This window comes from Pontibacter sp. MBLB2868 (assembly GCF_051904785.1).
Lineage (GTDB): Bacteria > Bacteroidota > Bacteroidia > Cytophagales > Hymenobacteraceae > Pontibacter.
On sequence record NZ_CP196710.1, the window covers coordinates 4,749,042 to 4,775,818 of the forward strand.

Below are 26,777 nucleotides of genomic sequence, written 5' to 3' on the forward strand. Positions count from 1 at the left end.
CGGCTTTTAAATAAAAACAGAAAAGGCGCCGCAGAGAAATCTGCGGCGCCTTTTTTTTGTCCGACTGGAAACATTATAACGAAGCCTATAAGCAGGGGAGTAAGCTGTAGCTTTTGCCTAAATGCCTCATTCGACCTCAACTATCTTTGCTTCTATCATATCTGTTTGATGGTAGTGGGAGTAAGGGGGTAGCTTAATTATCTCTGGTACTTTTTGTTTAGCTTGGCTTACCAGTTGAGCTAAATTTCAGAAACAAAGCAAGTAGAATTGTCTTTAGAGGCATTGCAAAAACTTACTGCCTGACTAAAAAAGTTTTTTCGCTTCAGAGTAGCCTGTAATTAATAACTTGATCATTGTATGTACGTATTGGCATATATAAATATATTATATGCCCATTATGCGAAAATATTTTACAAAATATTATACATCTGTTTTAATACTGGTGTATGGTTTGTTGTCTGTCTCAAGTGTATTTGCACAAACTTCTGGTCGGCCAAACAATCTTCAGTTGTTTGGAACAGCTATGTCTTACAAGGGAGAGCTAGGAAACCAGTTTTGGGACAAAGCGGAGAAAGGTATTGGTGTTTCTTACAACCGTTTCCTGAGCCCATCATTCGATCTGGGATTTAGCTTGGTCTACAATAGCCCAGAACTTTATCTCACACCTCCTACAACCTATTTCACAGATCAATTGGCATCTGCCATGCTGGGGATCCGCCTTAAAATGTATGGGACCATACTTCCAGAGGATGCATTAATAGGCCCTTACCTCACTGTATCGGGTGGAGGTATGTATGTGAGCGCAGAGGGTGCTACAGATGGACAGGAATTCAATGATAATTTTGTAACAACGGTATTGCAAGGTGGCGCTGGAATCCGTTTACGGGTTACAGACGGATTCAACATATTTGTTGAATCTAATTATTTACTAACCGGTAATGATGAGTTTGACAACAAAACGGGAGGAGATAATGATCGCTTTTTAGAACATAGACTTGGAATAAGCCTGAACCTAGGCAAGGCCAAAGACACGGACATGGATGGTGTTCCTGACCGCCGCGACAAGTGCCCTGATACGCCAACGGGTGTGCAGGTGGACAAAGAAGGTTGTCCTGTTGACACCGACGGTGACGGGGTGGCTGACTACCAGGATGCCTGTCCAACGGAAGCCGGTGTGGCCAGCCTGCAGGGCTGCCCTGACCGCGACAACGACGGCGTAGCCGACAAAGAAGACCAGTGCCCGGATGAGGCAGGAACGGCCGCCACTCAGGGTTGCCCGGATAGCGATGGCGACGGTGTGGCTGACAAGGATGACAAGTGCCCGGACACGCCGGCAGGCGTACAGGTAGGCGCCGATGGCTGCCCAATGGATGCCGATGGTGATGGCGTGGCTGACAACGAGGATGCCTGCCCGAACACCCCAGGCCCTGGCACAGCCAATGGTTGTCCGGAAGTAGACGCGGCCACCAAGAAGCTGATCGAGGAGAAGGTGCGCTTTGAGTTTGACAAGGCCATCGTGCAGGAGGCTTACAAGCAACTGCTGGATTCAGTGATCGTGGCCCTGGAGAAATACCCGGATCATGTGCTGCTCATCAAAGGGCATGCGGACTTCATCGGCAGCGAGGAGTACAACCAGGCGTTATCAGAGCGCAGGGCAGAGGCCGTGAAGGAGTACCTGGTACAGCGTGGGGTGAAGAACCCGGATCGTTTGGTGACCCGTGGCTATGGCGAGAGCCAGCCGCTGGTACAGGTCAACCAGCGCCTGAGCAAGCGCCGCACCGAGACAGCGCGCCGCATCAACCGCAGGGTGGGCTTCGAGCTCAACACCCCGGACATGCAGTTGGATATGAAATAAAATGTATTGAGGAGACTGTAAAATAAACTGTGTCAAAGGATTAGGAGTATTACCTTTAACACAGTTGACATGGAAGAAAAAAACGAGCTGGATCTGGAAAAGATCAAGCGCCAGTTCCTGGAAGAGTTTAGGAGCGGCAAACCCACCTTTGGCAAAGACGGCGCCTTAGGCCCTCTGTTAAAACATTTCTTAGAAGCCGCTTTGGACGCGGAGATGGACCTGCACTTGGACGCTGAGCAGCGCCAGCAAGGCAACCGCCGCAACGGCAAAGTATCAAAGCAAGTTCGCACCTCAGATGGAATGATTGAAGTAGAATCATCCCGCGATCGCTCGGCAAGCTTTGAGCCGCAGATCATCCGCAAACGGGAGACGGTGCTGGCCGAGAACCTGGAGCCCCGCATTTTGAGTATGTACGGTTTGGGCATGAGCCTTCGGGACATCTCTTCGCATCTGAAGGAGATGTATGACATGGACATCTCCCACGACACCTTAGCCGCCCTCACCGAGAAGATCGTGCCCCAGGTCAAGGAATGGCAGGCCCGGCCATTGGATGGGCTCTACTGCATTGTCTGGCTAGACGCCATGCACTACAAGGTCAGACAGGAAGGGCGCACCATCTCTAAAGCTGTCTACAATATTCTGGGCATTGACCGCCACGGCCACAAAGAGCTGCTGGGCGTGTATGTATCCGAAAGCGAAGGGGCTACTTTCTGGCTCTCGGTACTTACCGATCTGCAGCAGCGGGGCGTGGAAGATATGCTCATCGCCTGCATTGACAACCTCAAGGGCTTTGCCGAGGCCATCACAAGTGTTTTCCCCCAGACCGAGGTGCAGAGCTGTATCGTGCACCAGATCCGCAACAGCATCAAGTATGTGGGCTCTAAGGACCAGAAAGAATTCATCAGAGACTTAAAGCCCGTGTACCGGGCAGAAACAAAGGAATTGGCCGAGCTGCGGCTATTGGAGTTGGAGGAGAAGTGGGGTAAAAAGTACCCCAAGGTGCTCGAGAGCTGGCAGCGAAACTGGGACAAACTGAGCACGTACTTTAAGTACACCGAGCCGATCAGAAGGCTGATCTATACCACAAACACGATTGAAGGCTTTCACCGCCAGGTCAGGAAGGTGACCAAGACCAAAGGAGCTTTCTCAACGGATATGGCTTTGCTAAAACTGATTTACCTGTCTCACCAGAACATCAGCAAAAAATGGGTCATGCCGCTAAGCAACTGGAGCCAGACGGCCCAGCAACTCTCTATCTGGTTTGGGGACAGAATGCAGCTGGACTTGAAGTGAGACGCACTTTAAAAGTTTGGCCCTGTTGCTGTAAGGATTCACACCAGTACACCAACAGGGCCAATAAATGAAAATATGGAAATGACACAGTTTAAATTACACTCCCGTATTGAGCATTACAGGTGTTGGATAAGGTTGATCCACACCTGTAATGCTAATTAGGTTGATTGGTAGGGTTGTTATAGTTTCGAATGGTTAGCCCTTAAAGCAGAAGCGCCTGTTTCCAGATTTGGAAACAGGCGCTTCTGCTTTAAAACAAGCTTTAACTTAATTCAAAGCGATTGTTTGCTTATTTATAAAAGTTGTGATCTGATCTGCAGTAAGAACTTCATTTAGTTCAGCAAAATACTTGTTGTTGAGTTCCTGGATCTTAGAATCTACTGTGGTTGACGTAGCATTAATCTGATCAGCTTCTTCTTTATATTTCTTATTCAATGTTCTAAGTTGAATGTATTGCATCTCATTTAACTGTAGCTCATTTATAAGCGATCTATCTACTTGCTTGAACAGGATGGTTAAAGCTTTCTTTTTTTCGATGGAGCTATTGTTACCATTTGCCATAGCCGCCTGAGTGCTTGTAGAAACAAGTAATATTGAAGTTACTGCTAAAAGGGTAAAATACTTTTTCATCTTAACTTAATTGTATTCTTAGATTCGATACAACTAAATCAACCTTTGTGCCAAAAGTATTAATACCTATATATATAGCTTTAAAGCGTTTAAAATAGGATTTACTTTACTTGATATTCCCAATTTGGGATGGCATAATTTGCTTATGGGAAATCATGCTATTTTTTTGAGGCTAAAAGGTACAAAACTGCCATTCGTATAGCTACTCCGTTTTCTACCTGGTTCAGAATTATGGAATGATGTGAGTCTGCAGCATCGGAACTTAATTCAACTCCACGATTAATCGGGCCCGGATGCATCAACACAATCTCTTTGTCGAGGTTATCCAGCATTTGCTTATCAATGCCATAGTACAAAGTATATTCCCGTAAGGATGGGAAATACTTCATCTGCTGTCTTTCTAGCTGAATACGAAGCACATTGGCTACATCGCACCAAGCCAATGCCTTTCGAACATCCAGCTCCACTTTTACTCCAAGCTCCCTAATATACTTTGGTAGCAACGTGATCGGACCACAAACCATTACTTCTGCGCCGAGTTTCTGTAATGCAAATATGTTTGATAGTGCAACTCTTGAATGCAGTATATCACCGATGATAACAACTTTCTTCCCGGCTACTTCTCCAAGTTTTTCCCGAATCGAGAATGAGTCCAAAAGCGCTTGTGTAGGATGCTCATGAGTGCCATCTCCAGCGTTTACAATATTGGCGTTTATATGCTGGCTAAGGAAATGAGGAGCTCCAGGACTTGAGTGGCGCATTACAATCATGTCCACTTTCATTGCCAGAATGTTATTTACTGTATCCAGCAGCGTTTCTCCTTTCTTTACAGAACTACTGCTGCTGCTGAAGTTAATAACGTCGGCAGACAATCTCTTTTCAGCTAGTTCAAAGGAGAGGCGTGTTCGGGTTGAGTTTTCGAAGAATACGTTGGCAATGGTGATATCACGCAGCGAAGGAACTTTCTTAATAGGCCTGTTCAGGACTTCCTTAAAGTTATCAGCAGTCTCAAAAATGAGCTTTATATCCTCTGTGGTAATATCTTTGATGCCTAACAGGTGCCGGACGCTGAGTTCTTGCATGAATGAGAAATTTAATCGTCGCTTTTAGTAATTAGCCAAATACTGTCTTCAGGGGTATCTTGCCCTTTCCACTCCACCAGTACCCGTTGGCTACTGAGTGAGTTAACGTTGCGGCCTACATAAGTAGGCTGGATGGGCAGGTGGCGCGTGTATAGCCTATCGATCAGGACCAGCAACTCTACACTAGCCGGACGCCCGAATGCAATCATAGCGTCTAATGCTGCCCTTACCGAACGCCCGGTATAGAGCACATCATCCACAAGAATTACTTTCTTGCCTTCTATAAGGAAGTCGATCTTGGTGGCATTCGCTGTAAGAGGAGAGTCGCGGCGGCGGAAATCGTCACGATAAAAAGTAGTATCCAGATGGCCGGTTAGTATTTGCTTGCCTAGAATAGTAGCAAGCGTTTGCTGTATACGCTCAGCGACATAAACGCCGCGGGGCTGCAGGCCAAGTATCACGGATTCAGAAAAATCACCATGGCTCTCAATTAGCTGATGGCAAAGGCGCATCACCATGATCTCGAGTAGCTGGTGGTTTACAATGAGTCTTTTCTGCATAACCGGAGGTCTTGATTACAAATATAGAAGAGTTAAGTGTAAATGTTAATGATGAACATCTAAATAGTTTAAAAGCCGGCATGATAGGGGCTTTTGTTTAAACATTTAAAGTGGCAAAGGCGTTGAACGGCAGGTTCTGATGATGTGGGGCGCTTGCTTGTGCAAAAGCATTGTGTAAGAGGTACTAAAAATTTATTTTATTGATGTAAAAAACCGTCCTAGCCTCTGCCCCTTCTGGTTTGACCCGCTGAAACCCGAAAGCGGCGAAATTTGCCCCATACCATTTAATAAGTCCTGGGTACTCTGAAAGCTGGATCTTTTCATTTTTGTTGTAGGTCATGATCTCTACCTCATGGTCCTCATCGTCGAACTGATTTTCGGTTAGTATGTGGTAGATGATTTTCTGTTCTCTTGGATAGGCCATAATAACCCTTCCATCTGGCGTGTACGCTACTTCCAGTGCATGCTCCAATTCTTCGGTTGAAACATTACTGAGCGGGAAAGTATTGTCCCATAAAAGTATGCCTTGCTTGTCAAATCCAAGAGCTACGGCATGTGTTCTCTTATAACCTTCCTGTGCGCGACTTGGTGCACTTTTTCCTGTTGTCATCCAGGAGCTGCTGTTGGTACTGTACTGGGGATAATAGATTTCACCTGCAAGCACAAACCCCTGTGGTGTAGTGATCAGGTCATGAAGGAGCACGCGATAACGGAAAGTGGTTTCTTTGCCTGATCGTACCCGCTCTGATTCGCGCCTGCGTGTGCGGGCTTCTCTGCGGGGCTTCATATACTTAAGAAAGTTTTGTAGTTGCAACAGGCTATAAAAGTTGCCGCCATTAAAGGTGGAGGAAACAGGGGAGGTAAAGAAGCCCCGGGTGTAGCGTAAATCGCGTGAGCCGTACGTGCCAAACAGCATTTTATGGGTGCTGTCGCCGGGGGTTATCTCAGCATTAAGAAGGCTTTTGTCGTTTTGCTGAAGTATAAAGTGGTTGCTTAGCAGCTTACCATCCGCATTAAAGCTTTTCACCTGCAGCCTGGAGATCCTTCCGTTAGATTCTGTCATCACCACATCAATACGATTATGGGCGGGGTCAGCCAGCATGTCTGAGAATGAAGACTCATCGCCATAAACAGCTGGTAAAATCTTCACTTCTTTATCTGTCGGGTTCAGGTACAGAAGCAAAGGTTTGAGGGTGTCGCGGTTGCGGCCAATCAGGAAGTATTTGCCTTGCAGTACATTAAACTCATAAATAGCATCCACATCTTCCAGTTCGTACGTGGCAGTTTCAGTTTTTCCGTTCTCCAGGTTCAGCTTTACGAAGGTGAACTCCTCAGGCATATTGCCGCTGAAAATAAAATAACTGAAGGGGCGTTCGGTAAAGTGGCGGATAAGTTCCTGGTCCGGATCAATTGTGAAGGATGTCTGCCAAGTTTCTTCCAACTTATAGTTATACTTCGTGAAGTGGAAGTCAGCTTTAGTATTCCAGGTGTTGTTTACCTTGTGGTATAGAAGCAGGCTGCTGTCTGGTACTGCAAATGCTTCTGCCTTTGTTTCCTGCATATCAAATGGTAATTCCAGGCGCACAGGTTGACTGGGTTCCTGCGCCCATACAGGTGCAGAAACAAATATCAGGAACAAAAAAAGCAGGCAGCGTACGTTCGCCATAATCGGGTGTATTGCTGTTTGTGCAGAAAAAAATGGCGTCTAAAGTGATGTACTCCTTTTTGACGCCATTCGTTGTATTGCAGGATTATATCAGGCTTAACTTGCTCAGGAGTTAGTTTCCTAAGGCCAGCAGAATATCAAACTCTTCGGCTTTAAGCGGCATAACAGACAAGCGTGACTGGCGCAGCAAAGCGATACGCTCTAAGCGCTTATCTTGCTTGATTTGCTCCAGCGTAACAGGCTCCTTAAAATCGCGGAAAGGTACCAGGTCAACTACTACCCACTTGCCCTCCTCAGCAGTCGGATCCGGATACGCCGCTTTTTCAACTTTTGCGATCCCAACTACTGCTTTTTCTGATACGCTGTGATAGTATAAAACCAGATCGCCGGGTTGCATCTGCTGCATGTTATTGCGGGCCTGATAGTTGCGTACGCCATCCCACATAGTTCTTCCATCTCTTACAAGGTCTGCCCAGGAGTACTTTTCAGGCTCTGATTTAACTAACCAGTGTTGCATTGGTATGAAGGGTAAAAGTATGAATCTTGAATATAAATATTAATCACATTGAGAGCCTGCAGGAGCTGATCGATCAGGAAGCTGCTGAAGCAGTTTACTCCTGAATGCTACCTGATAAAGCCGCACCTGCATCCTTTACTGATCAGATGAAGGAAGTTTTTTTAATTTTAGAATATCATCTTTTAAAGAGACTACCTCTACGGTATAGCTTTGGGCAGGTTGACCGTTGCCTTTGATGTAAATATGTACCTTGTCGTCACCAACTTTTTCCCATTTACCAACGTGCTCTTCCAGACCATCTGTGGGTGCAATATCGTATTGTTTTAGAACACCACCTTTTTCAAGCTCAAAGCCTGTTCTGCCTCTTGATGGCGGAAAGTCATACGAGTTAAGGCGGTACACCATCACATCACCCTCATCTTCCTCGTAGGAGTGCAACCACGTTTTGCCAATCAGTTCTGATTCCATTGTTGCTTTTTTACAAGTATTAGCGATAAAAATAAGGCAAAGCAGGCAGATTAAAGTTGCGTGTTTCATGGGTTGGGAATAGTTGCTATGGCTAAGGTAGCGATTTCTTTCTTTATATAGAAGTTTAGTAATATAAATGCCCGAGGCAAAGGGTTTGAGCGCTTTTTCTATCTTTGTAGGTATACGGGATATTGCTTTGGAAAATAAGAAGATCATAAAACTGTTCAAGCTTACAGCGGAACTGCTGGAGCTGCACGACGAGAATCCATTTAAGGTGCGTTCATACACAAATGCTGTAGGCGTACTTGAACTTGTAGAAGCCCCTCTGGCAGGTATGAGCCAGCGTGAACTGGAGAGCATGCAGGGTGTGGGCAAAGGCATAGCAAGTAAAATAATTGAAATAAATACGACAGGCTCTTTCGAAGAGCTTGACCAAATGCTGGCAGCCACTCCTCCCGGAGTAGTGGAAATGCTACGCATTAAAGGCATTGGCCCCAAAAAAGTGCGTAACCTCTGGCAAGAGCTTGGTGCTGAAACGGTAGAGGAACTACTGGAGGCTTGCGAACAGGATAAGGTGAGCAAGTTGAAGGGCTTTGGTGCCAAAACACAGGAAAATATAAAGCAGGCCCTCCTCTTTACACAGGAAAACCGGGGTAAACTACTCTACGCCGAAGCAGAAGCAGGTGCCGAAGAGCTCCTGCAACGATTAAAAGAAGCCTTCCCGGATACGCAGGTGGAATTAGTAGGGCAGGTGCGTCGGCGGTTAGAGATTGTGGAGGAGCTCCAGTTTATACTTGCCACTGACACCCCTGTTTCGGTACAACAGGAGCTGAACATGCTTGAGGAACTAAGGAGGGATGAAAAAGCTTCAGGGCCGTTTGCCTGGCGTGGTTACCATACAGTCAGTGACCTCAGAACTGAAATAAAACTGGTGCCAACAGAGCATTTTGCGAATGAGGTGCTGCTACATTCTGCTGCTCCGGAGCACCTGGCGCAGTATTTTACAAGCAGCACAAACCTGCTGACTGTATTGCGGGAGCAGTCCTATACTTCCGAAGCAGACATTTATAAGTCAGCGGGAATGGCCTACATTGAGCCGGAGTTACGGGAGGGTACCAATGAACTGACTCTTGCTCTGGAAAACAAGCTGCCGAAGCTACTGGAGATGTCTGATCTTAAAGGCGTTTTGCATAACCACAGCACTTACTCTGACGGTGCGCATACCCTGGAGCAGATGGCAACCTACTGTCGCGACATGGGCTACCAGTACCTTGGTATTTCCGATCACTCTAAAACAGCCTCTTACGCAGGTGGTTTAAGAGAGGGCGATGTGCTAAGGCAGCAGAAAGAAATTGACGAGTTGAACAAAAAACTTGCTCCGTTTAAGATCTTCAAAGGGATTGAATCCGATATTTTAGGAGATGGGTCATTGGATTATGATGCCGATATCCTCCAGACTTTCGACTTTATTGTAGCGAGTGTCCATAGCAGCCTGAACATGGATGAAAAGAAGGCAACCACGCGCCTGATCACGGCTATAGAGAATCCATATACCACTATGCTGGGGCACCCGACAGGCCGCCTGCTATTGCGCCGCGAAGGCTATCCTATAAACCATCGCATGGTGATAGACGCATGTGCTGCCAATAACGTGATCATCGAAATCAACTCTAACCCGTGGCGCCTGGATCTGGACTGGCGCTGGGTGCAGTATGCGCTTGAGAAAGGAGTAATGTTAAGTATAAACCCTGACGCTCACCATACCAGTGGCTATAATGATATGAAGTATGGCGTACTGATTGGTCGGAAAGGTGGACTTACCAAAGAAATGACCTTTAATGCGAAGCCGGTGGAGGAAGTGGAGAAGTATTTCAGGAGCCGCAAGGAGAACATAAAATAGCTGTTTTTTTGCTGTGAACTGTAAAACCGTAAGCTGAAAGCTTACTTCAAGTAGAACCACAAACTGAAAGTTTGCGGCAGCATTTGCTTAAAGTATACCATGCCTAAAATTCTCATACTTCGTTTTTCCTCTATCGGGGATATTGTACTTACCACACCTGTTGTGCGCTGTATTAAAGAGCAGGTGCCGGATGCTGAGGTGCATTATTGTACTAAAAAGGCTTTCCAAACCATACTTGCCAACAACCCGCACGTGGATAAGGTGCATGTGCTCGGGGATAAGCTCAGAGATCTCATCAGTGAGCTTAAAGCTGAAGACTTCGATTACGTAGTGGACCTGCATAGCAACCTGCGAACACGAATTATCAAGGCAAGACTAGGCAAGCCGGCGCAAAGCTTTAACAAGCTGAATTACGAAAAATGGCTAATGGTAAACTTCAAAAGAAACCGCCTGCCAGACATGCACATTGTGGACAGGTATTTAGAAGCAGCTGTTGCGTTAGGAGTGAAAGATGATGGCAAGGGGCTGGATTACTATATTCCTCAGCAGGATGAAGTTGCTATTCAAACATTGCCGGAACCATTCAGGCAAGGGTATGTTGCCTTTGCTATTGGAGCGCAGCATTATACCAAACGCCTGCCAACTGACCGGATTATTGAACTGTGTGAGCGCCTGCAGCAGCCAGTTATACTTTTAGGTGGTAAAGAGGATGCCAGTACCGGAGAAGAAATTGCTGCACATTTCTCAGCAGGAAAAAGTCTGCAGCAATTGACAATCATCTATAATGCATGTGGTAAGTACAATCTGAATGGATCAGCTTCGCTGGTGCGCCAGGCGAATAAGGTTGTGAGCCATGATACAGGTTTGATGCATATTGCCGCAGCATTTCAAAAGGATATCATCAGCGTTTGGGGTAACACTATTCCGGAGTTTGGCATGTATCCGTTCCGGACAAAGTATAAAGTGCTGGAGGTGAAAGGACTCAGTTGCCGCCCTTGCTCAAAAATTGGTTATAAGAAGTGCCCAAAGGGACACTTTAAGTGTATGCGGGATATTTCGTTCGATGATCTGTAAATTCGATAAGAAGGAGGTGGATGATGCCAAAGTATAGTTTGACATGGGAAACAACTGACGTGCAGCTTCTGGAGGCTTTGCTGCTTGCTACTAGTGGAGAGGGAGGTGTTCCGCTGCAGGAAGTGCTTTTAATGGCAGATGCCATTGACGGTACCGTGTTCTCATTAGATGAGGTAACACAGGGCCTGCTTAAACTGACAGCAGTTGGTTATGTTATAATCCGGAAGAACAAATTGATGCCATCGCAGGAGGTGAGCGATTTTGCTGAAAGTATAGCCGGAGCCGCCTCCGAACAGGAAGAGCTAAGCAACCTGCTACAGGCAAAAGAATTAACCACTGCTAACATGCTGGAGGCTGAAGCGGAACTTAAAAAGTATAAACTGAAGAGCTATTACCAGCAGTACACAGAGCAATATGGGTAAAGCAAAAGAGCCGCTGAAAGTATACTTCAGCGGCTCTTTTGCTTTATCTGAATTTGGCTTTGTGAGCCATCACACTAGCTGATCTTATCAAATCCTAAGTATGGGTGCAGCACCTTCGGCATGTTGATACCTTCGGGTGTCTGATTATTCTCTAATATCGAAGCTACAATACGCGGCAGGGCAAGCGCACTGCCATTTAATGTATGGAGCAGCTGCGTTTTGCCAGACTCAGTTTTATAACGCAACTTGAGGCGGTTGGCCTGGTACGTTTCAAAATTTGAGGCAGAGCTTACTTCCAGCCAACGTCCCTGCGCTGTAGAGTATACTTCCATATCATAAGTTAGGGCAGAGGTGAAGCCCATGTCGCCACCACACAGACGCAGTACTCTATAAGGTAGCTCCAGTTTCTGTAACAGTCCCTGGATATAAGTACTCATCCCTTCCAATGCCTCATAAGACTTTTCAGGAAGTGTGATCTGTACGATCTCTACCTTATCAAACTGGTGCAGGCGGTTCAGACCGCGTACGTCAGCACCCCAGGAGCCAGCCTCACGGCGGAAGCAAGGCGTATGACCAGCGTTTTTGATAGGCAATTGATCAGCAGGTACAATCACATCGCGATACATGTTTGTGATCGGTACCTCTGCCGTCGGGATCAGGTACAAATTATCAACGGTGGCGTGGTACATCTGGCCGTCTTTGTCTGGCAACTGGCCGGTTCCATAACCAGAAGCTTCATTAACCAGGATTGGCGGCTGAACTTCCATGTAGCCTGCATTAATTGCCTCATCCAGGAAGAAGTTGATCAATGCTCGCTGCAAGCGGGCACCCTGCTTCTTGTAAACCGGAAAACCTGCGCCAGAGATCTTGTTACCAAGCTCAAAGTCTATGATGTCATACTTCTGAATCAGCTCCCAATGTGGCAGCGCCCCTTCATGTAAGGCAGGAATTTCTCCGTGTTGCAGAACTACTTCGTTGTCTTCGGCTGTTCTACCGGTAGGCACACTCTCATGAGGTAGGTTGGGCAGCTTGTATAAGGCAGTCTGAATTTCATCTTCAATAGCGGATAGCCGGTCAGCTAAAGACTTGGTCTTTTGTTTCAGCTCCGAGGTTTCTGCTTTTGCAGCTTCAGCTTTTTCACGCTCTCCGTTCTTCATCAGCATACCAATCTCTTTAGAGATGGCGTTTGCTCTGCCCTGTAGTTCGTCGTGCTCGTGCTGAACCTGGCGGCGCTGCTGGTCAAGTTCCAGTAGAGCGGCTACTTCCTCGGCCGCGTTTTTGTAGTTTTTCTTGTTCAGGCCTGCAATCACCTGCTCGGTCTGTTCTCTTAAAACTGTTAACTGTAGCATAGTTAGGTGTTGTGTATACCCACAAAAATATACTTTTTTGAGTAGTAAGCGGCATTTATAAAATCTTTTAAGCTAAATCTGAAACTTTTTGTATAAAAGACTTCGTAATATTTGTTAATTAACATGCATTACAATAACATTGCAGTGCAATTTAAAGAAAGGCGCTTCCTAAGCCTTATAAACTCTTTCGCAACCTATTCTATTTCCTAGTTTATAAAATAAATTCTCTCGCTACGTTCGCCTCTGCGTTACCTGGCAAGTTTAGTTAACTACCATACCACTATTTATGTACAATATTGAAGAATTGAAAGATAGACTTCTTTCAGAGCTCAAGGAAATTGCTGAAGATCTGGGTGTTAAAAATTTCAAGAAGCTTAGTAAGCAAGACCTAGTCTACAAGATCCTGGATCAGCAAGCCATTACCCCTCCCGAAAAAATAGCAAAAAAGTACAAGCCCTCCCCTCGTTCTAACGAAACCAGTACTGAAGAAGCGCCTGAAAACACAACTGTTGCCGTAGAAGAAATGGCAGCAGAGGCCCCAGCACCAGCACCAGCACGGGCAGAAAGAGCAGAACGGGTAGAGAGAAGACCTGCGCGTGAGCAAGTTGCCCGTAAAGAGGGCGACTCACAGACAATGGTGCAAACGCCGGCGCCTGTGAAAGACCATGGTCCACAAAATCAGCAACGTGAACGCCGGCGCGATAATCGCAACGAAGGCCGTGAGCAGAGAGATGAAAACCGCAGCGATCGTAACGATAACCGGAACGAGAGAAGCAGCGATAACCGCAACGATAACAGGGAAAACCGTTTCGAGCGCAATGACAGCCGCAACGAGCAGCGCGGCGATCAAAGTAACCGTAGCGACAACAACCCGCGTCGTAATAACCAACAACAAGTGAGTAGTAGTAACTTTAAAGAGTTTGACGGAATAATCATAAACGAAGGTGTGTTGGAATTAATGCAGGATGGGTATGGATTCCTCCGCTCCACACACTATAACTATCTGGCAAGCCCTGATGATATTTATGTTTCACCTTCACAGATCAAATTATTTGGTCTGAAAACAGGTGACACAGTAAAAGGACAGATCAGACCTCCGAAAGAAGGAGAGAAGTATTTTGCACTGCTTAAAGTGGAGACTGTAAACGGACGTACGACAGAGGAGATCCGTGATCGTATTCCATTCCAGCACCTTACACCTCTTTTCCCTGAGGAGCGCTTAGAGCTTACAACAAGACCTAGCCAGCTTTCTACCCGTATCCTGGACCTTTTTGCACCAATTGGTAAGGGGCAGCGTGGTATGATCGTGGCGCAGCCAAAAACTGGTAAAACAGTATTACTGAAAGAGATTGCCAATGCTATCTCAGAAAATCATCCGGAAGTATACCTGATGATCCTGCTGATCGATGAGCGTCCGGAAGAAGTAACAGACATGGCCCGAAGCGTTAAAGCTGAGGTGATTGCCTCTACATTTGATGAGACTGCTGAGCGCCACGTAAAAGTATCGAGCATTGTGCTTGATAAAGCGAAGCGTATGGTAGAGTGTGGCCACGATGTGGTTATACTTCTAGACTCTATCACACGTCTGGCACGTGCTTATAACACCGTAGTTCCGTCGTCTGGTAAGATCTTATCAGGTGGTGTGGATGCCAATGCATTGCACAAGCCGAAGCGCTTCTTTGGTGCCGCCCGTAATGTAGAAAATGGCGGCTCGCTTACCATCATCGCCACTGCCCTGATCGACACTGGCTCTAAGATGGATGAAGTGATCTTCGAAGAATTCAAAGGTACAGGTAACATGGAACTGCAGTTGGATCGTAAGCTTGCCAACAAGCGTATCTACCCTGCTATTGATGTTCCTGCATCCGGTACACGCCGCGAGGATCTGTTAATGGACAGAGACGAACTGAACCGTGTTTGGATCCTGCGCAAGTTCATGTCGGATATGAATTCTGTAGAAGCGATGGAGTTTCTGAAAGACAGAATGAAAGGGACAAAGAGCAACGAAGAGTTCCTGATTTCGATGAACAGCTAATACGCTGTAGTAGCATTATAAATATAAAAAAAGCAGCCTGCCGGTTAATTCCGGCAGGCTGCTTTTTTTATTTGTAGTGAAGCAGGGTAGTTATGAGGGAGTTTTCAATACTTCAGATCAGCAATTTTATTACCACCAGAACTCATATGCGGGCTGCAGGAGCAGGTAATATACATAAGTGAGCACAAAGCCGAAAACTACATGTGCGGCAATTTGTGTTAGAAGGTAAGTCTTAAGCCTGATCAGAGGGGGCTTTGGGTGTAGCATAAAAAAGAAATACCACAGCGTCATCCCTATCACACCATGGGCCAGTCCGAAAAGAAGGCCCCAGGAGGCAGATACAAGGCCTACTCCAGAATCCCAGAGAGCAAGGTATACTATGGCAAACAACACACCTAAGGCATAATGGGCCACTGTTCCTACCACCTTGGTGCTCACTGCATCCGAAGGACTGCCATCAGGTTGTGTCCTGTTGGTGAGCATGGTACCAAGTATCTTGATCACCTGCATAACACGGTGCGTCAGGTGCGAAAGGATGTATAAGAAAGCGGTCATGGCAGCAGTAGCTGCCAGACCAGCCAGTATAACGTAGAGTAGCTTCATGTTTAAATTTTGTTTAAACTATATACGGAACATGCCTGTAAGGTTTGTATCTAGTCCCGAAACCCTGATCATAATCATTAAAAAAAAGGCAAAGCTGATGCAAAGTGAAGATAGTTTGTTCATCTGCATGGTGTTTTCAAAATTCACAGCGCTGCTATCTTTCTGGGCACGCATTACCCAGCCAGAGAAGTAGAAAACTACAGGTGTAGTGCAGATGAGGAAGATGAAAATATTATGCACCTGCCCGGAGCTAAGGTAAAGCCAGATCAGGAGGCTAGTGCCGGCAATTAAACTCAAAGCTGCAAACAGGTAGGTGCCTTTTATGCCCAGTAACAGGCTCAAGGTCCTGTCGCCCCTTTTAAAGTCTTCCTGGTGCTGGTAAATTTGAGTAAGGGGGTAAGATCCGCACAAGAAAAGGGTACTTACAAGAGCAAACCAACAGTTAGGGCTTTGAAGAACTTCAGAAAACCTAAGACCTACCCCGATCTGCACCATAGCAAAAGTAAAAGCTCCCTGAAAAAAGATAACCACAAAAGTGCTGATAAAGGGGTACTTTTTTAACCGAACACCTTCATAACTATACGCTTTTGATACAAGCAGGTAGATGGCCACCAACGCTCCAAAGATAGGAGAAAGCCATGTGCCTAAAGCTACTGCCAGTATATCGAACAGCAGGACCAGGTGCATAAGCTGTTGGTTTACTTTGGGAGGGTTTTTCAGGCCGCCAATGCTGCCCTCATCACGATCATAATAAGAGTTGTAGCCGTTGCTGGCCGGATATACAAGCAAATGCAAGAGCAGGAATACCACTAAGGCACGCCATACATCAAAGCCGGTTAGTGTACTTAATGCAAACCAAAAGATGGGCATCAGGTAAATGGAGAAGGGAATGCGCATGAGTGTGAGTGCACTGCGGTAGTTTCTCATAGTATATAAGCAGAGTTAATAATAAGTAACGTTGGTTTTGAGATGTCGGAGGTTAAGCCTCCGGATACCCTATTAAATAGATAACATGTTTTCCAGGGCCTTTGCCCACTCTGCCTGACTTCCATACATAGCCTGGAGATTTGATATGCTGCACCATTTTCTGAAGCCTTTCAGGAGGGTAAATGCGGAGCAGTGAAACGGTGCCATCCCAAAGGATCCCGATCGGAATAAGAGGAAGTATGTAGGTGAAAAAAAGCCTGCTTAATTTGAAAGGCTTGATGAATGGGGTAATGAGCAGTATCACAACAGGAAAGGTTAGCCAAAGCATCAGAAGTTCGGACCAACTTTTCTTAGCACCCTCAAAGATGCCGATAGCCGCGCCTTTCTTTACAGCATCCTGTAAAATTCCCTGGGCAGTGGTGGGCGGAAAATGGTGGAAAGATGAAAAAATAGTGCGTACACCTTTTACATGAGAGGGTACATTGAGGGCATTTACAGGCTCTGCTACAAAGTCAATAGCCCCTCTCGACGCAATTTTCAGGTATTCATAGGCGTCAATGTTTGGATAAAGATCTGTGAGGGTAACATGTACCGGAACTCCCATTCGCTTGCTAAGTGCTTCCTGTAAACCAGCGATACCTCCTCCGGCTCCGGAGCACAGATCAGTAATATACTGCTGCTTTGTATTAGTTAGAAGCTCCTCTAGCTGCGGCAAAGCTGCTTCATAGGTATCCAGCTTACTGATCATGAAGCGCAGGTAGTCCTGCATGCCTTCACGTACCACTTGCGGAAACCATTGCTGGTCTTCCAGTTCAAAAAGTTGAAGGCGGATTTTCAATAGCTTCTGTTTTTTATCTAAACTACTGTAGAGCCGCCCTAAAGGTTTTTACGATACTTAATATCCTTTACCTGCAGCAGCTTACTCTATAAAACCGCCAGGTCCGGCCCCAAACCTCAGTTTTTCTTCTGTGTTACTGAAAAGCTGCCAGTACTCCTCCGTTACCTCTACAGGATCGGGTAATAAAGTTAATGTACTGCCATCGCTAAAATATAATATCAGGCCATATGCGTCCTGCTGTTCTATGCGTTCCACAACCAGGTTTGGATTGTCATGCACCAGTTCCATCAGGCGTTGGTCCCGCAGGCTGGAGCCTGGCGTTTTCCAGTCCCATACAGGGTTAGGGAGGCCGGCTTCGCGTTTTCTGATAAAAAGGTGCTCATGCTTGATGAGTTCGGACCCAATCTGTTGCAGTTGCCACGGGCAATTTACAGCCAATGTCATCTCGCCAACATCTAACACCAGGCCTTGTGGAGTTGTATAGTGCGTTGTGCCAAAATGGAAGAACTGGACCTGCCCGTTTCGGGTTGTTTTTGAGAGGGGGAGGCCAATTAACTTATCAAAAGCCTGTTGTTGTGTGTTTTCCATTTTAAAATGAACAATGAGTTGGCGTGTGCACAAATATAGTGAGTCCACTTAAATCCGCGACGTTTTTTACCTGTTGTGGGGCAAGTTTTATACGCATTACCCCATAGATGTTCACTACAAAAAGTATATTTGCAGTTGTTTTATTTGGAGTGCGTTTGGGAATTTTAAGGGGGCAACCTCTGTTTGGTAAAAATGCTGAAGGAGCAAGAGAAAATAGAAAAGCCTAAGAGGCCTGTATATAAAAGTATAATTCACTTTGCCTGGAAAGGATTCTTTTTAGGCATTGCTGCAGTTTTAATTTACCTGTTTAGCGTAGAATACAACCTGCTTTTCCTTTTTGGCTCCTCGCCAAGCCTTGATAAGCTGGAGAATCCCCGATCAGACCAGGCCTCTGAGCTTTATACCGCTGATGGCCAGCTGATCGGTAAGTATTTTAAGGAAAACCGTAGCCCTGTATCGTATCAGAAGATATCGCCTATGCTTATTAAGGCGCTTGTAGCCACCGAGGATGCACGCTTTTATGAACATGCGGGCATTGACCCGGCAGCTATCGCTTCGGCTGTCTACGGCAGCTTTAAGGGCGATGCCAGGGGAGCCAGTACCATTACACAGCAGCTGGCCAAGAACCTTTACAAGACAAGGACCGATGGGGCAAAGGGCGTGTTGGGCCATGTACCTGTTCTCAACATCGTTATATCCAAAACAAAAGAATGGCTGACGGCCATTAAGCTGGAGCAACGCTATACAAAAGAAGAGATTCTTGCCATGTACCTCAATACGGTAGATTTTGGTTCTAACTCTTTTGGTATCAAAGTAGCCTCAAAAACTTTCTTCAATACTTCTCCGGATAGCCTTAAGATTGAGCAGGCTGCTGTACTGGTGGGGCTGCTAAAAGCTCCTACTTATTATAGCCCAAGGTTTAATCCAAACAATGCAACCCGCCGCCGTAACACCGTACTTGGGCAAATGGCAAAGTATAACTACCTGCCTGCAGCAAAAGCCGACTCACTGAGCAAACTGCCTCTGGTGTTGGACTATAGCGTGGAAAATCACTATGATGGTCCTGCTACCTATTTCAGAGGAGCCGTAGCGGATTATCTACAGGAGTGGTGCAAGCAGAATGGGTATGATCTGTACCGGGATGGCCTGAAGATTTATACTACCATTGACTCCAGAATACAGGCGCACGCTGAGGAGGCAATGGAGGAGAACATGCGCAGGCTGCAGCGTAAGTTTGATAGCCACTGGCAGGGCAGGAACCCCTGGGTGGATGAAAAAGACCGTGAGATACCGGGATTTATAGAGGAAACGATCAAACGCACTGCCTATTACCGGCGCCTGAAACAGAAGTACGGTAATGATATGGCAGCTATAAACAAAGAGCTCCACACACCTCGCGAGATGAAGGTGTTTACCTGGGACAACGACTCGTTGGAGAAGAAAGTAGTTATGAGTCCTCTCGATTCCCTGGCTTACTACAAACACTTTCTCCATGGCGGTATGATGACCATGGATCCATTTACCGGGTACATTAAAGCTTGGGTGGGCGGTATCAACTTCAAATATTTTAAATACGACCACGTGAAACAGGCCCGTCGCCAGCCTGGTTCTACTTTCAAGCCTTTTGTATATGTAGCCGCCATTGATAATGGCTACTCACCCTGCGATAAGATTGTAGATAAGCGGGTGACCATTAATTATGTTGAAAACGGAGAAAAGAAAAGCTGGTCACCAACCAATGCTGACTGGGAATACACGGGTGCACCCATGACCTTACGCCGCGGAATGGGTAAGTCAGTAAATTCTGTAACAGCACAGCTAACTGAAAAAATAGGATGGGAGACAGTGGTGAAGTATGCTAAACGCCTTGGCATTAACAGCCCTTTGCAGTCTGTGCCTTCTATCGGATTGGGCCCAAGCGATGTATCCATTTTTGAGATGGTAGGCGCTTACAGTACCTTTCCCAACCATGGTTTTCATACGAAGCCCATGTTTATCACCCGGATAGAAGACAGAAACGGGAACCTTATCCACCAGTTCACACCAAAGCAGAAAAAGGTTTTAAGTGAAGAGACGGCTTTCCTGATGATGCATATGCTTAAAGGGGGTATGGAAGAGCCAGGAGGTACCTCTCAGGCACTTTGGGAGTATGACCTATGGAAGCAAGGCAATGAGATCGGAGGGAAGACAGGGACTACTTCTAATCATTCTGATGGCTGGTACATGGGCGTAACCAAAGATCTGGTGACAGGTGTATGGGTTGGAGGAGAGGACCGTAGTATACACTTCCGAACTTCGCAACTAGGAGAGGGCTCAAAAACTGCATTGCCTATGTATGGCCTTTTCATGGAGAAAATATACAAGGATAAAAGCCTTGGTTATACGATGGGCCGCTTCCCGGGCCCCACTGTTAAAATAAGCAAGGAGTATAATTGCACTACAGTACTGCCCAAGAGCACCATGCCAGACTCTACGGCAATGGATGAGATCCTGAAGACGTTGAACATGGATAGCATACTGTAAAGTCATTCTATTTATAAAACACGTGGGCCAGCTGTATGATACAGCTGGCCCACGTGTTTTATAAATAGAATAGATAAATCGGGCTAATCTTCTGTTTCGTAGAACGACTCCAACGCTTCTTCCAGGTAATTATACTCAAACGTAAAACCTGTCTGGAGTACTTTGTTTGCACTTACCCGCTGGCCACTAAGCACTACTTCGCTCATCTCGCCCATCATAAGGTTAACGGCAAACGCAGGGACTTTTGGTAATACCAGAGGCTTATGCATGGCGTTGGCAAGGCTTTTGGTAAACTCAGCGTTGGTGACAGGGTGCGGCGCAACAGCATTATAGATCCCTTCAAACTGCGTGTCTTCTATTGCTCTGATGAACAGGTCACACAGATCATCGATGTGTATCCAGGACATGTATTGTTTACCAGACCCCAGAGGAGCCCCAGCCATCATCCTGACAGGTTTTGCAATCTGGGGTAATGCACCGCCTTTATTACTAAGTACAATCCCCTGTCGTAAGATAACAGTCCTGATCTTTAACTCATGCATTTTCCAGGCAGCTGCTTCCCATGCTTTACAGACTTCAGCCAGGAAGTCGTCACCATAAGTGCTTTCTTCAGATACCAGCTGCTCTCCGGAGTCACCGTAAATGCCGATAGCTGAACCTGAAATAAAACCTAAAACGTGATGATTCGTCTTGTTGAGGCACTCATAGAGCAGGTTCGTACTGTCTACACGGCTGCTTAAAATCTCTTTCTTGCGTTCTTCCGTCCATTTTTCTTCTGCTACACTAGCTCCGGCTAAATGGATGATATAGTCTGCATACGAGATGGCGTTATCGTCGATATAATTGTTCTTTACATCCCACTTAAACGTCTTGTAGCTGGATACTTTATCAGGATTCCTGCTTAGGTGAGCCACTTCATACCCCTGGTCAATCAGTATTTCAGAGAGGCGCATGCCAATCAAACCTGAGCCACCTGTTATTAGAATTTTACCTGGCATATTACTTTTTTAGCATAAAAATATAGAATTCATCCCATACGTACATATGGTGGTATTCCGTTGTCCTTGTTTGCAGCAGAGCTAAATAAGTATGTTTTCAGTGGTAGGTTGTGCTGTTAGGAGCTTCTTTATTTATTCCGGATATGAGCCAGAAATTCATTACGGAAATGGTCTTCCTGAAACAGGCCTGCGTATTCTGCAGTGATGGTACTGCTGGTCACATCGTTCACACCGCGACTCATTACGCACAGATGATCTGCTTCTATCAAAACTGCCACATTCTCGGTCTGAAGCGCCTGCTTAAGTTCATTGGCTATCTGCATTGTCATACGTTCCTGCACTTGTGGGCGACGGGCATAGTACTGTACAATACGGTTCAGTTTAGATAAACCAATAACGTGCTCATTAGGCACATAAGCCACGTGTGCTTTGCCAATGATCGGCACAAAATGGTGTTCACAGGAAGAGTATATGGTAATATCACGCTCAACGAGCATGTGGTTATACTTATACTTATTCTCGAAGCGCCTTAACACTGGTTTATTATCCGGATGTAAGCCATGGAAAATTTCCTTTACATACATCTTTGCCACTCGATGCGGTGTACCTTGCAGGCTGTCGTCTGTCAGGTCGAGCCCGAGGGTATGCATAATTTGAGCAAAATGCTCTTCTATAATGGCAATCTTTTCATCATCGGATAAGTCAAAAGCATCTGGGCGCAACGGCGTGTCCAGTGAGCTTAGGATATGATCATCCATTTCTTCGTCGTGCACCCTGTCTTGGTTATCCATTATATTCAACAAAGTTTCGTTCTGTTTCATAAAGAGTTACCCCTAATTCGTAGTCCGTACTAATTTTTTCACGCAGTTTATGCCAGATCGCAACGGCAATGTTCTCAGCTGTTGGGTTTACATCCCTGAACTCCTCAGTATCCAGGTTCAGGTTTTTATGGTCATACCTTTCTATGATCTCCCGCTGCACCAGGTCGCTGAGTTTTTTCATGTCATACACGTAGCCGGTATCAGGGTCTATAGCCCCGGTAAGCTTTACAATCAGCTCATAGTTATGACCATGATAGTTGGGGTTGTTGCACTTCCCGAACACAGCGGCATTTTGTTCATCGCTCCAGGCGTTGTTGTGTAGCCTGTGGGCAGCATTAAAATGCTCCTTACGGCAAATGGTAATTCTCATATCGGTGTCAACAACCATTAGCAGACAATGTTTTACCTATTGCAGAATATTAGCAGGACTAGTTTTGCTATAAGCTTACAAAGGTAAGCCAGTAAGTTCTAATCCCAAACCATATTTTAGCTAAAATAATCCCCTTGTTCTCACTGTTTCTCAAGCCGATTAGCTATTTTCGTAGCTATAACCCAACATAAATAATACAAAAAGCACCCCTGGAGAATGAAAATGAGAACAACTTTACTCGTACTGTTGGTCATGGTAACTGGTCTTTGCAAAGCACAGCAAGTTAAAGTAGAAGAAAGTGAGCAAGCCATAAACGGAATGCTTCGGCGTGGGCAACAGCTTACAGTGCAACTTGATCCAAAAACTGTAGAGAAGTCCTGGAAAGATTACCTGGGCGAGAAAGCGGGCAAGGTAAAATCCAGTAGAGGTATTTTTACTATAGAAGGTGCCACGATCGATACCATTACTACGGCACCTTTACGAGTTCTCTCAACTGTAGGTAGCTCCGCCACAGGCAGCAACATTTGGTGGAGCCTGGATATGGGAACAGCTTATGTTGACAAAATTGCTACTCCGAAGGAATACGCAGCCGCAGAGGACTTTTTAAGAGGGTTTGCCCGTAAGCTTTACCGCGAAGACGTTTTGAGGCAGATAAATAATGCAGAAGATGTGCTGAGGTCTACTAAAGCGGAACAGGAGCGCGTAGTGAAGCAGGCAAATGATATCCAGTCTACTATCGAGAAAAACAAAAAGCGGAAGCAGGAGTTGGAAGCCGAACTGGTGCGGAATGCAGATGAATTGAAGCAACTGGAACAGGAGGTGATCAATAACAGAAAACAGCAGGAGGTAAGCCGGCAGCGGGTATTAGATATGGAGAAGGCGGTAGAGGTTGTTCGGGCCAAATTGCTGGAAATTAAGTAGCACATGAGATCAACTCATGAGGTGAATAAATCAAAAGGGCAGGCTATTGTAGCCTGCCCTTTTGATTTATCTTTTAAAGTCGTTTTTGGCTATAGCGGTAACAGCTAGAGCTTCATCCAGCGTTGGATCTCCTGGTCGGCAAACTTTTCATCGCGCCAAGCCACAAACCGGGTTTCAATGGTTGGGTTCTTATGCATGAACCACTGGCGAAGTATTTCTTTTGCAGCTGGATAGTCTTTTGACAGGTTTGCTAAAGTAGTTGCTTCAATCGTTCTTTCACTGGGCCGTGCAGGCACGGCAACAATAATAGGTTTTAGGTCACCGTCTTGCTCCAGTTGAAGCACTCCTACGGGTATTACCTCCAGCACAGAACCTGTTTCAGCTCTTTCAGACAAAACGATGATATTGAGTCCTCTGCCATTTTTGCCAACCTCAGTAGATGGTATAAACCCATAGTTACCCGGAAATGGTAAGAATTCTATAATGCGGTCTTGGCCTGCGTCTTTATCTTTTACAAACTCCCGCTTATCGGCATCATAGCGTAGCTGCAGGTTATTTCCTGCGGGTACTTCTATCACTGCCTGTAGCTGCCTGGCACCAGTAAATGTTGGCAGGTTAGCATAATCCGTTTTACAACCAGCAAGTGCCGTTGCAGCAATCAATAGCAAAGTATAGAGCAGTTGTTTCATGTGGTTGTTACTTTATACATCTGCAAATATAAGCAGATAGAGGTATGGCTCAAGTGTAACAATATGTAAAGAGGTACTGGCGACAAACGAAAAAAGAGGAGTTGTCGAAACAACTCCTCTTTACTAAAACTACGGAAAACGTATTTATGAAAACAGGTATTCTTAGCGTCTTTCTTTGATACGAGCAGCTTTACCCTGTAAACCTCTCAGGTAGTACAGTCTAGCTCTTCTTACTTTACCTCTTCTTACCAGTTCAATCTTTTCGATAGCTGGAGAAAGAAGTGGGAAAATACGCTCTAATCCAATTTGGTTAGATACTTTTCTTACAGTGAAAGTTTCACCATTTGTGTTCACGTTCTTACGCTGAATCACAACGCCCTGGAACTGCTGGATACGCTCTTTGTTACCCTCACGAATTCTTACGTGGATATTGATAGTATCACCCGCCTGGAAAGCTGGGAATGAGGCGCGCTTGTCAGTAGATTCCTGCTCAATAAATTTAATTAGTTCGCTCATGATGGCTATGTTCTTAAAGTATCTTCTTCAAATTTCGGACTGCAAAGATATGTAAATATTTATTACATAAGAATTTTTGCAGAAAAAAAATATAGTTTTTTCTGTTCTGTCTCTTTCATTAGAGCTCAGACAGTTAGTTGTTTAATTAAAATGATTCCTGGCGGCCTTACTCGTCAAGTAGATCGGGTCTGCGCTGCCGTGTACGTTCTACCGCTTTTTCGAACCTCCAGGCTTCAACTTTTGGCAAATCACCGGAAAGCAGAATATCAGGAACCTTCATGCCTTTATATTCAGCCGGGCGTGTGTAGACAGGTGGTGCTAAAAGCCCATCCTGGAAAGAGTCTGTCAGTGCAGATGACTCGTCGTTCAGCACACCCGGTATAATGCGTATGATCGCATCTGCCAGTACTGCTGCACCCAACTCACCCCCTGAGAGTACATAGTCGCCAATGCTTATCTCATGTGTTACAAAACGTTGCCGTACACGCTCATCCACGCCCTTGTAATGGCCGCAAAGTATAATAACGTTGCGGAGTAGCGAAAACTGGTTTGCGATTGTCTGGTTTAGCGTTTGCCCGTCCGGTGTCATGTAAATGATGGCATCGTAGGAGCGTTCAGCCTGTAGTTCGGAAATACACTTGTCTATCGGCTCAATCATCATCACCATGCCGGCACCACCTCCAAAAGCATAGTCATCTATCTGCCCGTGCTTGTTAACAGCATATTTGCGCAAGTCGTGGATATGAACTTCCACAAGGCCTTTTTGCTGGGCACGTTTAAGTATAGAATGGCTAAAGGGGCTTTCCAGCAAGTCGGGTTGACAGCTGATAATATCGAAACGCATTACTTTTCCTCCTCGGTATCCTCGTCTGAGTCGTCGGCTTCTTCGGGGCTGGCAGGTTCAGTGTATACTTCCAGGAGTCCTTCTGGCAGGGTGATGTGAAGTTCTTTCGCATCATGGTCTGCACGCAGTATGATCTCATCCATTACCGGAATCAACATTTCCTGGTTCATGTACTCCATGGCCATCAGCTGTTGCTGGGGCAGGTCGTAAAACTCTTTAACAGTACCTAGTTTGCCATGGTTCTCATCCACTACCTGGTACCCGATCACTTCATGGAAGTAAAACTGGTCTTCGTCCAGTTCTGGGAGCTCATCAAGAGGCAGGTATAAAGTTGTACCGCGCAATGCCTCTGCCTGTTCCATCGTTTTGATGTCCTCAAAAGAAATGATGAAGCGGCTGTTCTTTACAGGGTCCATGGACGCTATAAAAAAAGGAATCAGTCTTCCTTTTTGTTCAAGGAAAACTGATTCCAGATCTTCATAATCTTCGGGGTAATCTACGTCAAAGAACGCGACTACTTGCCCCTTGGTGCCATGGGTTTTGACAATGTGTCCTAGCAGAAAGCAGGCATCAATATTCATGGCAAACTTAAATTATGCCTGCTCTTCAGTAGACTCGCCACCTTCAGCTGCTGCCTCAGGAGCTTCTTCTGTAGTCTCTTCAGCCGGAGCGCTAGCAGCAACCTTATCAGCCTCACGCTGACGGATAGCCTCTGCACGAGCTTCTTTAACTTTAGTCTCTGCCTCAAGAGCAGCTTTTCTCTTCGCTTCTTTATCAGAAACTAAGCCCTGGCGCTTGCCTTCGATCTTAGATTCTTTCTCTTTCTTCCACTCTTCTAAACGAGCGTCAGCAGTTTCCTGAGAGATAGCGCCTTTAATAACACCAATTTGTAAGTGTCTTCTGTAAAGAACACCAGTGTAAGAAAGCATTGCCTTTACTGTGTCAGTTGGCTGTGCACCGTTCATCATCCACTGAAACGCTTTGTCCTGATCGAAATTGATGGACGCAGGGTTAGTGTTTGGATTGTATGTGCCCAGTTTCTCAATGAATTTACCATCACGTGGTGATCTTGAGTCTGCTACTATGATATCATAGATAGCTGCTTTCTTGCGACCTCTGCGGGCCAATCTGATTTTTACTGCCATTTTGTTATAAATTGTTAAGTCGGCGAAACCCGTTCGCCAGTTTTAGAACCGCAAAGGTATTAAAATATTCTTGAATAATCTATTCCTTGCCCCGAAATATACTTGCCTGATCATCAGAGGAAAATAAATGGCGCAAACAATGT

General features: G+C 45.8%; 27 protein-coding genes. 8 read left to right on the forward strand and 19 right to left on the reverse strand.

Features of this window, described 5'->3' with window-relative positions:
• Positions 1-523 precede the first annotated feature (523 nt).
• Both ACSX1A_RS20490 and ACSX1A_RS20495 read left to right on the forward strand, forming a co-directional pair.
• Positions 524-1,855, forward strand: a complete 1,332-nt coding sequence (locus ACSX1A_RS20490; RefSeq protein ID WP_439881496.1) for an OmpA family protein — start codon at positions 524-526, stop codon at positions 1,853-1,855.
• Between the two features lie 69 nt (positions 1,856-1,924).
• On the forward strand, positions 1,925-3,148 hold the full coding sequence (locus ACSX1A_RS20495) for an IS256 family transposase (RefSeq protein WP_439879586.1): 1,224 nt from the start codon (positions 1,925-1,927) through the stop codon (positions 3,146-3,148).
• A gap of 267 nt (positions 3,149-3,415) precedes the next feature.
• Here the strand turns inward: ACSX1A_RS20495 and ACSX1A_RS20500 are convergent, their stop codons facing one another.
• The 6 genes from ACSX1A_RS20500 to ACSX1A_RS20525 form a co-directional block, all read right to left on the reverse strand.
• Complete coding sequence (locus ACSX1A_RS20500; RefSeq protein ID WP_439881497.1) at positions 3,416-3,778, reverse strand: hypothetical protein; 363 nt, start codon at positions 3,776-3,778, stop codon at positions 3,416-3,418.
• 158 nt (positions 3,779-3,936) lie between these two features.
• The gene (locus tag ACSX1A_RS20505) at positions 3,937-4,860 is read right to left on the reverse strand and encodes an aspartate carbamoyltransferase catalytic subunit (protein ID WP_439881498.1); all 924 of its coding nucleotides are present in this window, start codon (positions 4,858-4,860) and stop codon (positions 3,937-3,939) included.
• Between the two features lie 11 nt (positions 4,861-4,871).
• On the reverse strand, positions 4,872-5,420 hold the full coding sequence (pyrR, locus tag ACSX1A_RS20510; protein WP_439881499.1) for a bifunctional pyr operon transcriptional regulator/uracil phosphoribosyltransferase PyrR: 549 nt from the start codon (positions 5,418-5,420) through the stop codon (positions 4,872-4,874).
• A gap of 184 nt (positions 5,421-5,604) precedes the next feature.
• Positions 5,605-7,086 (reverse strand): hypothetical protein, encoded by a 1,482-nt coding sequence (locus tag ACSX1A_RS20515; protein WP_439881500.1) that lies wholly within the window; start codon positions 7,084-7,086, stop codon positions 5,605-5,607.
• Between the two features lie 112 nt (positions 7,087-7,198).
• On the reverse strand, positions 7,199-7,603 hold the full coding sequence (locus ACSX1A_RS20520) for an EVE domain-containing protein (protein WP_439881501.1): 405 nt from the start codon (positions 7,601-7,603) through the stop codon (positions 7,199-7,201).
• A 135-nt stretch (positions 7,604-7,738) separates the two neighbouring features.
• Positions 7,739-8,071: a hypothetical protein gene (locus tag ACSX1A_RS20525; protein ID WP_439881502.1), complete on the reverse strand. Its 333-nt coding sequence runs from the start codon at positions 8,069-8,071 to the stop codon at positions 7,739-7,741.
• 136 nt (positions 8,072-8,207) lie between these two features.
• Between ACSX1A_RS20525 and polX the strand changes: the two genes are divergently transcribed.
• From polX to ACSX1A_RS20540, 3 genes are all read left to right on the forward strand, one after another.
• Positions 8,208-9,971: a DNA polymerase/3'-5' exonuclease PolX gene (gene polX, locus ACSX1A_RS20530; RefSeq protein ID WP_439881503.1), complete on the forward strand. Its 1,764-nt coding sequence runs from the start codon at positions 8,208-8,210 to the stop codon at positions 9,969-9,971.
• Between the two features lie 99 nt (positions 9,972-10,070).
• Positions 10,071-11,045, forward strand: coding sequence for a glycosyltransferase family 9 protein (locus ACSX1A_RS20535; RefSeq protein ID WP_439881504.1), 975 nt, complete (start codon positions 10,071-10,073; stop codon positions 11,043-11,045).
• 20 nt (positions 11,046-11,065) lie between these two features.
• Positions 11,066-11,467, forward strand: a complete 402-nt coding sequence (locus ACSX1A_RS20540; protein WP_439881505.1) for a hypothetical protein — start codon at positions 11,066-11,068, stop codon at positions 11,465-11,467.
• A gap of 74 nt (positions 11,468-11,541) precedes the next feature.
• On the opposite strand, the gene serS is transcribed toward ACSX1A_RS20540, so the two are convergent.
• Positions 11,542-12,816, reverse strand: coding sequence for a serine--tRNA ligase (serS, locus tag ACSX1A_RS20545; protein WP_439881506.1), 1,275 nt, complete (start codon positions 12,814-12,816; stop codon positions 11,542-11,544).
• Positions 12,817-13,102: 286 nt separating this feature from the next.
• On the opposite strand from serS, the gene rho reads away from it, so the two are divergent.
• The gene (gene rho, locus ACSX1A_RS20550) at positions 13,103-14,851 is read left to right on the forward strand and encodes a transcription termination factor Rho (RefSeq protein ID WP_439881507.1); all 1,749 of its coding nucleotides are present in this window, start codon (positions 13,103-13,105) and stop codon (positions 14,849-14,851) included.
• A 129-nt stretch (positions 14,852-14,980) separates the two neighbouring features.
• On the opposite strand, the gene ACSX1A_RS20555 is transcribed toward rho, so the two are convergent.
• From ACSX1A_RS20555 to ACSX1A_RS20570, 4 genes are all read right to left on the reverse strand, one after another.
• Positions 14,981-15,454, reverse strand: a complete 474-nt coding sequence (locus ACSX1A_RS20555) for a hypothetical protein (protein WP_439881508.1) — start codon at positions 15,452-15,454, stop codon at positions 14,981-14,983.
• Positions 15,455-15,472: 18 nt separating this feature from the next.
• Entirely contained in the window at positions 15,473-16,381 is a 909-nt protein-coding gene (locus ACSX1A_RS20560) for a UbiA family prenyltransferase (RefSeq protein WP_439881509.1), read from the reverse strand.
• Positions 16,382-16,433: 52 nt separating this feature from the next.
• Positions 16,434-17,219 (reverse strand): class I SAM-dependent methyltransferase, encoded by a 786-nt coding sequence (locus ACSX1A_RS20565; RefSeq protein ID WP_439881510.1) that lies wholly within the window; start codon positions 17,217-17,219, stop codon positions 16,434-16,436.
• A gap of 81 nt (positions 17,220-17,300) precedes the next feature.
• Positions 17,301-17,807, reverse strand: coding sequence for a hypothetical protein (locus ACSX1A_RS20570; RefSeq protein ID WP_439881511.1), 507 nt, complete (start codon positions 17,805-17,807; stop codon positions 17,301-17,303).
• A 192-nt stretch (positions 17,808-17,999) separates the two neighbouring features.
• On the opposite strand from ACSX1A_RS20570, the gene ACSX1A_RS20575 reads away from it, so the two are divergent.
• Positions 18,000-20,330: a penicillin-binding protein 1A gene (locus tag ACSX1A_RS20575; protein ID WP_439881512.1), complete on the forward strand. Its 2,331-nt coding sequence runs from the start codon at positions 18,000-18,002 to the stop codon at positions 20,328-20,330.
• Positions 20,331-20,413: 83 nt separating this feature from the next.
• Here ACSX1A_RS20575 and ACSX1A_RS20580 read toward each other — a convergent pair whose 3' ends face one another.
• The 3 genes from ACSX1A_RS20580 to ACSX1A_RS20590 all read right to left on the reverse strand — a co-directional run bounded on the left by ACSX1A_RS20580 (position 20,414) and on the right by ACSX1A_RS20590 (position 22,519).
• Positions 20,414-21,328, reverse strand: coding sequence for a TIGR01777 family oxidoreductase (locus tag ACSX1A_RS20580; protein ID WP_439881513.1), 915 nt, complete (start codon positions 21,326-21,328; stop codon positions 20,414-20,416).
• 128 nt (positions 21,329-21,456) lie between these two features.
• On the reverse strand, positions 21,457-22,119 hold the full coding sequence (gene folE / locus ACSX1A_RS20585) for a GTP cyclohydrolase I FolE (protein ID WP_439881514.1): 663 nt from the start codon (positions 22,117-22,119) through the stop codon (positions 21,457-21,459).
• Positions 22,112-22,519 (reverse strand): 6-pyruvoyl trahydropterin synthase family protein, encoded by a 408-nt coding sequence (locus tag ACSX1A_RS20590; protein ID WP_439881515.1) that lies wholly within the window; start codon positions 22,517-22,519, stop codon positions 22,112-22,114. The genes folE and ACSX1A_RS20590 overlap by 8 nt, the downstream gene beginning before the upstream one ends.
• A 216-nt stretch (positions 22,520-22,735) precedes the next feature.
• Between ACSX1A_RS20590 and ACSX1A_RS20595 the strand changes: the two genes are divergently transcribed.
• On the forward strand, positions 22,736-23,440 hold the full coding sequence (locus ACSX1A_RS20595) for a DNA repair ATPase (protein WP_439881516.1): 705 nt from the start codon (positions 22,736-22,738) through the stop codon (positions 23,438-23,440).
• A 104-nt stretch (positions 23,441-23,544) separates the two neighbouring features.
• On the opposite strand, the gene ACSX1A_RS20600 is transcribed toward ACSX1A_RS20595, so the two are convergent.
• From ACSX1A_RS20600 to ACSX1A_RS20620, 5 genes are all read right to left on the reverse strand, one after another.
• Entirely contained in the window at positions 23,545-24,129 is a 585-nt protein-coding gene (locus ACSX1A_RS20600) for an inorganic diphosphatase (RefSeq protein ID WP_439881517.1), read from the reverse strand.
• A 162-nt stretch (positions 24,130-24,291) separates the two neighbouring features.
• On the reverse strand, positions 24,292-24,645 hold the full coding sequence (gene rplS, locus ACSX1A_RS20605; protein WP_439881518.1) for a 50S ribosomal protein L19: 354 nt from the start codon (positions 24,643-24,645) through the stop codon (positions 24,292-24,294).
• A gap of 166 nt (positions 24,646-24,811) precedes the next feature.
• Positions 24,812-25,489 (reverse strand): tRNA (guanosine(37)-N1)-methyltransferase TrmD, encoded by a 678-nt coding sequence (gene trmD, locus ACSX1A_RS20610; RefSeq protein WP_439881519.1) that lies wholly within the window; start codon positions 25,487-25,489, stop codon positions 24,812-24,814.
• Positions 25,489-26,070 carry a ribosome maturation factor RimM gene (gene rimM, locus ACSX1A_RS20615; protein WP_439881520.1) on the reverse strand — a complete coding sequence of 194 codons (582 nt, stop codon included), beginning with the start codon at positions 26,068-26,070 and terminating at the stop codon, positions 25,489-25,491. Before rimM ends, trmD begins: the two co-directional genes overlap by 1 nt.
• Before the next feature lie 12 nt (positions 26,071-26,082).
• Positions 26,083-26,634, reverse strand: a complete 552-nt coding sequence (locus tag ACSX1A_RS20620; RefSeq protein ID WP_439881521.1) for a 30S ribosomal protein S16 — start codon at positions 26,632-26,634, stop codon at positions 26,083-26,085.
• Positions 26,635-26,777: the final 143 nt, after the last annotated feature.